This window comes from Sphingomonas sp. 66-10 (assembly GCF_001897045.1).
GTDB lineage: Bacteria > Pseudomonadota > Alphaproteobacteria > Sphingomonadales > Sphingomonadaceae > Sphingomonas > Sphingomonas lycopersici.
The window spans coordinates 52,818-62,938 of sequence record NZ_MKRR01000138.1; the positions used below are offsets into that span (position 1 = coordinate 52,818).

Consider the following 10,121-nt stretch of genomic DNA (forward strand, 5'->3'; position numbering starts at 1 on the left):
TCGTTTCAGCGACAATTCGGGCGGGCTGTACGAATCGCTGTGGATCGGCGGGGCGACGCGCGAGATCGCCAAGCATGTGGCGGTGCAGGTGACCTATGCGCGGGTGAACGGCTATTCCGGCGGCCGCACCCGCAACGTCGAGAACCGCGTCCGCGCGCAGGTCGAGGTGACTCGCCGCCTGGGTCGGGTGAGACTCGCCGGCCGGCTGCGGCTCGAATACCGCTCCCGCACCGCCGCCGACATGACCGGATTTCGTCTCCGCCCGCGGATCAAGGCGACGCTGCCGATCGCGCCGCGCGACGTCTCGCTGATCGCGAGCCACGAGAGCATCGTCGAGCTCAACAACACCGATTGGGGGCAGATGACCGGGGCGGACCGGATGCGGAACCTGATCGCGATCAACTGGCAGGCGAGCGAGGCCCTGTCGTTCGAGGCCGGCTATCTCAACCAATATCATTTCGCGCGCGGCGGCGATCGCCCGATGATGGATCACATCCTGTCGCTGAGCACCACACTGAGCCTGTAGGCAATCCGTTCGCCCTGAGCTTATCGGGCTTCGACAAGCTCCGCCCGAACGGGGGTGTCAGCGGGGTGCGCAAAAAAAGCCGCGACCGTGGATGACGGTCGCGGCCTTTTTTTTCGGGCGATCTCAGCCCCAGATTCTCAACCTTCGTAATCGGCGCCGAGATTCTGGTTGCGCGGCGGGGCGGCGGCGGTGAGGCGCAGCGCTTCCGCCGAGGCGGCGAGGCTGCCGACCGCATCGGCCTCGTCATCGTCGTCGATCTGCACGCGCTGCAGGCTGCCGACGAGCGATTCGGCCAGATCGTCGGGCAGGATCGTCTCTTCGGCGATCTCGCGCAGCGCGACGACCGGATTTTTATCGCGATCGCGATCGATCGTCAGCTCCGCACCACCCGAAACCTGCCGCGCGCGCTGCGCTGCGAGCAGAACCAGATCGAAGCGGTTGGGGATTTTGTCGACGCAATCCTCGACCGTGACGCGCGCCATGGACGCTATTCCTTCGCAAAATATCGCTGGATGAAGGCGCGCGATCTAGGGAGGCGGGCGGGCAAAGTCAAGAAAAGTGCGCCCGCCCCGGCTTGTCGCGCGCGCCGCATCCGGCCATCAGGGTGGCGATGGAGCATTTCACCGTCGACGGCAATCGTCTGACGCTGCTGACCGAAGGGCCGGCGCGGCTCGATGCGCTGATCGGATTGATCGAGGGCGCGCGGGAGAGCCTGCGCATCCTTTATTATATCTATGCCGATGATGATTCCGGCCGCCGCGTCAACGAGGCGCTGATCGCCGCCGCCGCGCGCGGGGTGAAGGTGACGCTGATCGTCGACGGTTTCGGCAGCGACGTCGAGCGGCGCCGGCAATTCTTCGCCCCGCTGGAGGCGGCAGGGGTCTCGCTGTGCCGGTTCATCCCGCGCTTCGGCCGCAGCTATCTGTTGCGCAACCACCAGAAGATGGCGCTCGCCGACGGCGCGCGCATCCTGATCGGCGGGTTCAACGTCGAGGACGATTATTTTACCAGCGGCAAGCAGGCGTGGCGCGACCTGGGGTTGCTGGTCGAGGGGCCGGCGGCGGGGCGGATCACCGGCTATTTCGATGCGCTATACGGCTGGGCGAGCGCGCCGAACCGCCCGGCGCGGCGGCTCGGCCGCCAGCTTGCGCAATGGAGCGAGGACAGCGGGCGGGTGCGGTGGCTGATCGGCGGGCCGACGCGGCGGCTGTCACCGTGGGTGCGCGCGGTGCGGCACGATATCCGCTTCGGCCGCCGGATCGATATCGTCGCGGGCTATTTCACCCCCAGCCCGCGGATGCTGCGCCGGCTCGATCGCGTCGGGCTGCGCGGCGCGAAGGTGCGTATCGTCACCGCGGCGCATTCGGATAACAAGACGACGATCGCCGCCGCGCGCTTCACCTATCGCGGGTTGCTGAAGCGCGGCGCGCGGATCTTCGAATATCTGCCGTCGAAGCTGCATACCAAGCTTTATGCGATCGACAGCGCCGTTCATATCGGCAGCGCCAATTTCGACATGCGCAGCCTGTTGATCAATCTGGAGCTGATGCTGCGGATCGAGGACGAGGCCTTTGCCGCTTATGTCCACCGCTATGTCGACGGCGAGGTGGCGCAATCGGCGGAAGTGACCCCCGAACGCTATCGCGCCGAGACCGGCTGGTGGCAGCGCGTGCGGCAGTTCGTCGCTTATCTGGTGGTCGGCGTGCTTGATCCCACCGTATCGCGCGGGCTCAACCTGGCGATCGACGAGGAGTGACTCTTCAACACCCCTCCCCTTCAGGGGAGGGGCTAGAGGCGATTACTCGCCGTCCTTCCACGCCCAATAGAGCTGCGCCGGCGGCACGTTCCACCATTCCATCCCGTGATCGATCCGCGGGAAGTGCGGCGCGATGAAATCATGGACCTTGGGGCTGAACTGATAGACCAGGAACGCGCCTTCGGTGCGCAGCACGCGCTGCGTCGCGGCGGCGATCGCCGGGCCGACGCCGGTCGGCAGCGTCGAAAAGGGGAGGCCGGACAGGACGTAATCGGCCTTTTCATGCCCGTGATCGCGCACGATCGTCTCGACGTCGGCGGCCGAGCCGTGGACCGCGACGAAGCGCGAATCCGCGATCGTGTGGCGCAGATAGTTGATGAAATCGGGGTTGGTGTCGATCGCGAGCAAGGTCGCGTCGGGCGCCATCTTCTCCAGAATCGGGCGACAGAAGGTGCCGACGCCCGGGCCATATTCGACGAACAGCTTGCAGCGCTGCCAGTCCACGGGGCCGAGCATCTTTTCGATCAGCTTGTCCGACGAGGGAATGATCGATCCCACCATCACCGGATGCTTCAGAAATCCCCGGAAAAACATCTGCCACGGGCCGGGCACGCCGGCGGGGCGAGATTGCGCGCGGCGCACGGCACTGGTCGAACTGGGCATCGAAGCTATGTCACTCCCGAACATATGGGCGGGTGGATTGGCGCAAGAACAATGCCCCCGTCGCACATCTCGCGAACGCTGGGCAAGCGCTATCGGTTGCCGATGCGGGGTTGCGTCCGCCGGCCAAGCGCCTAATCGGGTGTCATGCACGACGGAACGAGCGTCGATCGGGCGGGGCAGGTGGCGGTTATCTTCATCTCGCAACGCACCGCTCAGGACGGAGAGGGTTATGCCGCTGCGGCGGCGGCGATGGATGCGCTCGCCGCGGCGCAGCCCGGCTATCGCGGGGTGGAAAGCGTGCGCGACGCCGAGGGGCGGGGCATCACCGTTTCCTATTGGGCGACCGAGGCGGAGGCGCTGGCGTGGCGCGCCAACCCCGATCATGCCGCGATCCGCGATCGGGGGCGGGCGCATTGGTATGAAAATTATCAGGTGATCGTGGCGCGCGTCGAACGCGGTTATGGCTGGACGCTGCCGGCGTGACGCGCGGGTTCGACCGCCGTTTCGTCCTGCTGTTCGTCGTCATGCTCACGATCGCCGCGGGCAATACCGCGCTGCAATCGGTGCTGCCCGCGCTCGGCCGCTCGCTCGGCGTGATGGACAGCGCGGTGGCGGCGGCCTTTTCGGTTTCGGCGCTGCTGTGGGTGATCGCGGCGCCTTATTGGGCCGATCGTTCGGACCGGCAGGGGCGGCGTGCGATGGTGCTGCTCGGGGTCGGGGGATTCACCGTCAGCCTCAGCCTGTGCGGCCTGTTCCTCGCCGCGGGGATCAACGGCTGGATCGGCGGCACCGCGGCGTTCGGCCTGTTCATCCTCGGGCGGCTGATCTACGGCACCTTCGGCTCGGCCGCGCCGCCCGCGGTGCAGGCGATGGTCGCCGGGAATACGACGCGTGAGGAGCGCACCCGCGCGCTGACGTTGCTCGCCTCTGCCTTCGGGCTGGGGACGATCCTCGGCCCGGCGATCGCGCCCTATCTGATCCTCGGCGATATCGGGCGCGTGCGGGTCGGGCTGGCCGGGCCGGCGTTCATCTTCGCCGCCTTCGGGCTTTTGATGTTCTTCACCGTCCGGCGGATGCTTGAGGACGATCGCGGGATCGCTCCCGGGGTCCATGGCGCGGCGACCGCTTATCCCTCGATCGGCGGGCAGGCGACCGGCGCGAGCGTCCGCGCCGCGACCGAGCCGCACGGCGAGGAGGTCAAGTTCACCGATCCGCGCATCCGCGGCTGGATGATCGCCGGGCTGGTCGCGGGGCATGCGCAGGCGATGACCGGGCAGACGATCGGCTTCCTCGTGATCGACCGGCTGCACCTGCCCCCCGCGCAGGCGCTGGAGCCGACCGGAATCGTGCTGATGATGGGCGCGGGCTCCTCTCTGCTGGCGCAATGGGGGCTGATCCCGCTGCTCAACCTCGCCCCGCGCGCGCTGCTGCTCGTCGGGCTGGTGCTGGCGGCGGCGGGGACGGCGCTGACCGGCGTCGCGCCGTCGCTCTACAGCATCGCGATGGCCTATGCGCTGGCGAGCCTCGGTTTCGGCTTCATCCGCCCCGGGTTCACCGCCGGGTCGAGCCTCGCGGTCGGCCCCGATGCGCAAGGCTCGGTCGCGGGCAAGGTGACCAGCGTCAACGGCGCGAGCTTCATCCTCGGCCCGTCGATCGGGGTCGGGCTGTACGAACTGAGCCACCCCGTGCCCTATCTGGTGGCGGGGGCGGCGTGCCTGCTGCTGCTGGTCTATTGCTGGCGCGCGCTGGTCGAGCGCCCGGTCGAGGCGGAATAAAGGGGCGGCCGCGACGCCGCCCCCTCCTTCGATCAGCCCTTCGACCCGTGCGGGTTGAGCTGGCCGGGCATGACGAAGCCGATCGACTGCGGCGCATTCGCTTCCTGCTTCAGCTTGGCGGCGATCTGCTCATATTCGCGTTCGACTTCCGGGGTCACGCTGGCGCGCGATTCGCGCAGCGCGGCGCGGAAATTGGCCATCGTCACATCCTTGGCGTCGAGCGATGCGCGTAGCGCGATCAAGCCGGCGCGGCGCACCACATCCTCCAGGTCCGCGCCGGTGAAACGATCGGTCTCGGCCGCGATCGCGTCGAGATCGACATCGCTCGCCAGCGGCATCTTCTGCGTCTGGATCGCGAGGATGCGCCGCCGCCCCGCCGAATCGGGCACGCCGACATAGATCAGCTCGTCGAACCGCCCCGGGCGCAGCAGCGCCGGATCGATCAGATTGGGGCGATTGGTCGCGCCGATCACCACCACCGATTGCAGTTCCTCGAGCCCGTCCATCTCGGCGAGGATCGTGTTGACCACGCGCTCGGTGACCTGCGGCTCGCCCAGCCCGCCGCCGCGCGCGGGGACGAGACTGTCGAGCTCGTCGATGAAGATCACCGTCGGCGCCACCTGCCGCGCGCGCTGGAACAGCCGCGCGATCTGCTGCTCGCTCTCGCCATACCATTTGCTCAGCAGGTCGGACGATTTGGTGGCGATGAAATTCGCCTCCGCCTCGCGCGCCACCGCCTTGGCGAGCAGGGTCTTGCCGGTGCCCGGCGGGCCATAGAGCAGGAAGCCCTTGGCCGGGCGGATGCCGAGCCGGCGGAAGGCATTGGGGTCCTTGAGCGGCAGCTCGACCCCTTCCTTCAGCCGCATCTGCGCATCGTCGAGCCCGCCGACATCGCTCCAGCGCACCGTGGGCGCCTGGACCATCACCTCGCGCATCGCCGACGGCTGAACGCGCTTCAGCGCCTCCATGAAGTCGTCGCGCGTCACCGCCAGCGTATCGAGCACCTCGGGCGGGATCGTGCGTTCCTCGAGGTTGAGCCGGGGCATGATCCGCCGCACTGCCTCGATCGCCGCCTCGCGGCTCAGCGCGGCGATATCAGCGCCGACGAAGCCGAAGGTGGTGCGCGCCAGCTCGTCGAGGCTGACATTGTGATCGAGCGGCATCCCGCGGGTGTGGATGCCGAGGATCTCGCGCCGCCCGCGCTCGTCGGGAACGCCAACGACGATCTCGCGGTCGAACCGGCCGGGGCGGCGCAGCGCCTCGTCGATTGCCTCGGGGCGGTTGGTCGCGGCGATCACGACGAGATTGGCGCGCGCCTCGAGCCCGTCCATCAGCGTCAGCAATTGCGCGACGACGCGCTTCTCCGCCTCGCCCGATACCTGGCCGCGCTTCGGCGCGATCGAATCGATCTCGTCGATGAACACGATCGAGGGCGCGTTCTTGGCCGCTTCCTCGAACACGCTGCGCAGCCGTTGCTCGCTCTCGCCATAGGCGGAGCCCATGATCTCAGGCCCGTTGATGAGGAAGAATTGCGCGTCGCTCTCATTGGCGACCGCGCGCGCGAGGCGGGTCTTGCCGGTGCCGGGCGGGCCGTGGAGCAGCACGCCCTTGGGCGGCTCGACCCCCAGCCGTTCGAACAATTCGGGGTAGCGCAGCGGCAGCTCGACCATCTCGCGCAACTGGTCGATCGTTGCCGCCATGCCGCCGATATCGTCATAAGTGACGTCGGCGCGGCGCGCGTCGCCCGGCTCCTCATATTCGGGGCGCAGCTCGACCTCGGTATTCTCGTCGATATGGACAATCCCCTTGGGCGCGGCGGAGACCACGACGAGGCGGATTTCCTGCAGCGCATAGGCCGGGGCGTTGACGAACTGCGCCATATTGGGGGGCATGTTCTGCACCCGCTGGTGCCCCGCGGTGGCCACCACATCGCCCTGGCACAAGGGACGGTGGAAGAAGGTGCGCTTCAGCGCGTTGGTCGAGCCCTGCAGCCGCAGATTGTGCTGCGCCGGCGCGAAGACGACGCGGGTCGCGGGCTTCGATTCGGTGCGGCGCACTTCGACATAATCGCCCGACCCGACCCCGGCATTGGCGCGCTGCAGCCCGTCGATGCGGACGATCTCCAGCCCCTCGTCGTCGGCATAGGGGCCGACCGCGCGCGCGGGGGTCGCCTTCTTGCCGACGATCTCCACGACGTCGCCGTCCGCGATGCCCGCCGCGGCCATGAACGCGCGCGGGAGGTGCGCGACGCCGCGCCCCGAATCCTCCGGCCGCGCATTCGCCACCTGCAGCTTGCGCTTCGCGTCGTCACTGTCTGCCACACTTGCTCTCCGTCTCGCTTGATACGCGAAGATAGAAACACTTGGGCGCGGTTTCGAGATGCGTCGTTGCGGGTAAGTTACGAACAAAAAATCGGGCGGGAAATCGGGCAAAAAAAAGGGCCGGTCGCGAGGACCGGCCTTTGAAAGTTTTTAGGAGAGGATGCCTGAAAGGCATGGCTCATGTGCGTCCGCGCGGTCCATTGTGCAAGTGCGAAAAGTAATAATCGTGCGTGCATTTTCTGCAATTGCGACGTGACGAGCTTGGCGGCTGCGTGCAGAACGTGCATGATGCATTGCACAAGATGACTGGAAATCCATGCGTCGGCTCCCCCCACTGACAGCGATTGAGGCGTTCGTCGCCGTCGCGCGGCTCGGCTCGGTGAAGGCCGCCGCGCAGGAACTGGCGCTGTCCGCGCCTGCGCTCAGCCGCCGCGTGCAGACGCTGGAACGTTTCATCGCGCGCCCGCTGTTCGATCGCCGGCATCAGGCGATGGTGCCCAATGGCGACGGCGAGCGGCTGCTCGCGCAGATCGCCCCGGTGCTCGATCAGCTTTCCGATGCGCTGGCCGGGCTGACCAGCACGGTCGAGGTGGTGCGGCTGCGGCTCGGGGTGATGCCGTTGTTCGCCTCGCAGCGGCTGTTCCCGCGGCTCGGCGAATTGCGCGCGACCCATCCCGAATTGCACCTCGATATCGACACCGCCGGCCATGCGCTGTCGCGGCTCGGCGAAGGGCTCGACGCGGTGATCGCGCTGGCGCGTGAGGTCGATCCGACATTGTTCGCGCGGCGGCTCGATCGCAACCTGGTCTATGCGATCGGCGCGCGCGAATTGCTCGAGGGGCCCAATCCGATCGTCCGGCCCGAGCAGCTCGCCGATCTCTCGGTGCTGATCCACCGCGACATGCCCGATACCTATGCCGCGTGGCGCCACGCCGCCGGGCTGCCCGATATCGAGCCGGTGGCGATCGACCATTTCGATTCGGGCGGGCTGATGCTCGAGGCGGCGGCGCAGGGGCTCGGGGTGGCGTTCATGCTCGAAAGCCATTTCGAGGACGCCAACGATCCGCGGCTCGCGCGGCTGTTCGGCGATATCGAGGTGGAGAGCCCGTACAGCTATTGGTTCGTCTGCCGCCCGCGCGCGCTGCAGCTCAAGCCGGTCCGGCTGTTCCGCGACTGGCTGCTCGCCACCTTGCGGCAGGAAGGGGTTTAAGGGGCCTTCGCCTTCCCCTTCTTACTCCCCTCCCTGGTGAAGGGAGGGGAGAAGAGCCGATCACTCGGCGCGCATCGTCACGATCTTGCCCGGCTCGCGCGGCGGCTCGCCCTTGGGGAGCGCGTCGATCAGCTCCATCCCGCCGGTCACTTCGCCCCACACGGTATATTGGCCGTCGAGGAAGCGCGCGTCGTCGAAGCAGATGAAGAATTGCGAATTGGCGCTGTCCGGGTTGCTGGTCCGCGCCATCGAGCAGACGCCGCGGACGTGCGGCTCGCGGCTGAATTCCTGCTTGAGGTCGGGCAGGTCGGAGCCGTGCATCCCAGTGCCGGTCGGATCGCCGCCCTGCGCCATGAAGCCGGGGATCACGCGGTGGAACACCACGCCGTCGTAAAAGCCGTCATTGGCGAGCGTCGCGATGCGCTCGACATGATTGGGGGCGAGATCGGGACGCAGCTTGATCGTCACGTCGCCGTCGGCGAGCGTCATGGTCAGCGTGTGAAAGGTATCGGCCATCATCGGCTCCTGAATTCCGCGGAAGGCCTGAGCCCTAGCTTTGCCGCGGCGGCAAGGCAATCGGGGGAGGCTCTGTGGAAAATGCGGGTTGCCCGCATTCGCCTGTTCCTCCCCCGGAGGGGGAGGGGGACCGTTGCGCAGCAACGGCGGAGGGGTAGCCGCAGCGGGCGGTATCGCCTGCGGCTGATACCCCTCCACCAGCCTTCGGCTGGTCCCCCTCCCCTTCCAGGGGAGGAATAACGCGGCCCGGTGGCGCCCGAGCCACGGGTTGTCGATCCGCGCGCTTCGCCATATCAGGTCGTTGCGTCACGTTATGTCATGTCGGAAGGGGCCAAGCGATGAGCGAAACCGAACTCCGCGTGGCCGACGACGATAGCCAGCTCGACGCCGACGATCGGCTCCGGCCCGAATTCGTCGATGCGGTGCTCGATGCGGTCGAGGCGGGGCATGCCGAGGAGGCGCGCGCGCTGGTCGAGCCGCTGCACCCGGCCGATATCGCCGATCTGTTCGAGCTGACCCCGGAGGATCGCCGCGCGGCGCTCGCCGCGGCGCTCGCCGATCTGCTCGATGCCGACGTCTTCGCCGAGATGAACGATTATGTCCGCGAGGACGTGATCGACACGCTCGACGCGCGGCAGGTCGCGGATATCGCGTCCGAACTCGATACCGACGATGCGGTCGCGATCATCGAGGATCTCGACGCCGACGAGCAGCGCGAGGTGCTCCGCGCGATGGAGCCCGACGATCGCGCCGCGATCGAGGAGGCGCTGAGCTACCCCGAGGAATCCGCCGGCCGCCTGATGCAGCGCGAGTTGATCGCGGTGCCGGAACATTGGACGATCGGCGACACGATCGATTTCCTGCGCGGATCGGAGGAGCTGACCACCGATTTCTGGGAAGTGTTTGTCGTCGATCCGGCGCATCGCCCGGTCGGCACCGTCGCGCTCTCCTGGATCCTGCGCACCCCGCGCTCGGTGGCGATCGCCGATGTGATGCAGCGCGAACAGACCTTGATCCCGGTCGATATGGATCAGGAAGAGGTCGCGCTGCGCTTCCAGAAATATGCGTTGATCTCGGCCGCCGTGGTCGATGCCAGCGGGCGGCTGGTCGGGATGATCACCGTCGACGACGTGGTCCATATCATCCAGGAGGAGGCGGGCGAGGATACGTTGAAGCTCGCCGGCGCAGGCGACGGCGACATCAACGAGCCGATCGCAGTCACCGTGCGCACCCGCGTCGCGTGGCTGGTGGTCAATCTCGGCGCGACGATGCTGTCGGCCTCGGTGGTCGGGCTGTTCCAGGGGGAGATCGCGCGCTTCGCGCTGCTCGCCGCGCTGATGCCGATCGTCTCGGC

10 protein-coding genes are annotated in these 10,121 nt (G+C 67.5%); 6 read left to right on the forward strand and 4 right to left on the reverse strand.

Translation table 11 applies throughout. The features are described 5' to 3' along the window. Positions 1-526 (forward strand): DUF2490 domain-containing protein (locus BGN95_RS19495; RefSeq protein ID WP_286773743.1); only part of this gene is annotated, 526 nt, incomplete at its 5' end. Between the two features lie 137 nt (positions 527-663). On the opposite strand, the gene rpoZ is transcribed toward BGN95_RS19495, so the two are convergent. Beyond that, complete coding sequence (gene rpoZ / locus BGN95_RS19500; RefSeq protein WP_179513063.1) at positions 664-1,008, reverse strand: DNA-directed RNA polymerase subunit omega; 345 nt, start codon at positions 1,006-1,008, stop codon at positions 664-666. A 128-nt stretch (positions 1,009-1,136) separates the two neighbouring features. On the opposite strand from rpoZ, the gene BGN95_RS19505 reads away from it, so the two are divergent. Further along, complete coding sequence (locus BGN95_RS19505) at positions 1,137-2,282, forward strand: phospholipase D-like domain-containing protein (protein WP_179513064.1); 1,146 nt, start codon at positions 1,137-1,139, stop codon at positions 2,280-2,282. 42 nt (positions 2,283-2,324) lie between these two features. Here the strand turns inward: BGN95_RS19505 and BGN95_RS19510 are convergent, their stop codons facing one another. Continuing rightward, positions 2,325-2,945, reverse strand: a complete 621-nt coding sequence (locus BGN95_RS19510) for a class I SAM-dependent methyltransferase (protein WP_179513065.1) — start codon at positions 2,943-2,945, stop codon at positions 2,325-2,327. Between the two features lie 144 nt (positions 2,946-3,089). On the opposite strand from BGN95_RS19510, the gene BGN95_RS19515 reads away from it, so the two are divergent. Together BGN95_RS19515 and BGN95_RS19520 are read left to right on the forward strand one after the other, a co-directional pair. Then, the gene (locus tag BGN95_RS19515) at positions 3,090-3,428 is read left to right on the forward strand and encodes an antibiotic biosynthesis monooxygenase family protein (RefSeq protein ID WP_265313558.1); all 339 of its coding nucleotides are present in this window, start codon (positions 3,090-3,092) and stop codon (positions 3,426-3,428) included. A 41-nt stretch (positions 3,429-3,469) separates the two neighbouring features. Beyond that, on the forward strand, positions 3,470-4,720 hold the full coding sequence (locus BGN95_RS19520) for an MFS transporter (RefSeq protein ID WP_265268844.1): 1,251 nt from the start codon (positions 3,470-3,472) through the stop codon (positions 4,718-4,720). A 32-nt stretch (positions 4,721-4,752) separates the two neighbouring features. Here BGN95_RS19520 and BGN95_RS19525 read toward each other — a convergent pair whose 3' ends face one another. After that, positions 4,753-7,041: a CDC48 family AAA ATPase gene (locus BGN95_RS19525; RefSeq protein ID WP_286773744.1), complete on the reverse strand. Its 2,289-nt coding sequence runs from the start codon at positions 7,039-7,041 to the stop codon at positions 4,753-4,755. A gap of 316 nt (positions 7,042-7,357) precedes the next feature. Between BGN95_RS19525 and BGN95_RS19530 the strand changes: the two genes are divergently transcribed. Next, positions 7,358-8,251: a LysR substrate-binding domain-containing protein gene (locus tag BGN95_RS19530; RefSeq protein ID WP_179513068.1), complete on the forward strand. Its 894-nt coding sequence runs from the start codon at positions 7,358-7,360 to the stop codon at positions 8,249-8,251. Between the two features lie 60 nt (positions 8,252-8,311). On the opposite strand, the gene BGN95_RS19535 is transcribed toward BGN95_RS19530, so the two are convergent. Then, positions 8,312-8,767: a peptidylprolyl isomerase gene (locus BGN95_RS19535; RefSeq protein WP_179513069.1), complete on the reverse strand. Its 456-nt coding sequence runs from the start codon at positions 8,765-8,767 to the stop codon at positions 8,312-8,314. A gap of 338 nt (positions 8,768-9,105) precedes the next feature. Between BGN95_RS19535 and BGN95_RS19540 the strand changes: the two genes are divergently transcribed. After that, positions 9,106-10,121, forward strand: a 1,016-nt coding sequence (locus BGN95_RS19540; RefSeq protein ID WP_286773745.1) for a magnesium transporter, incomplete at its 3' end; no start/stop codon positions are given.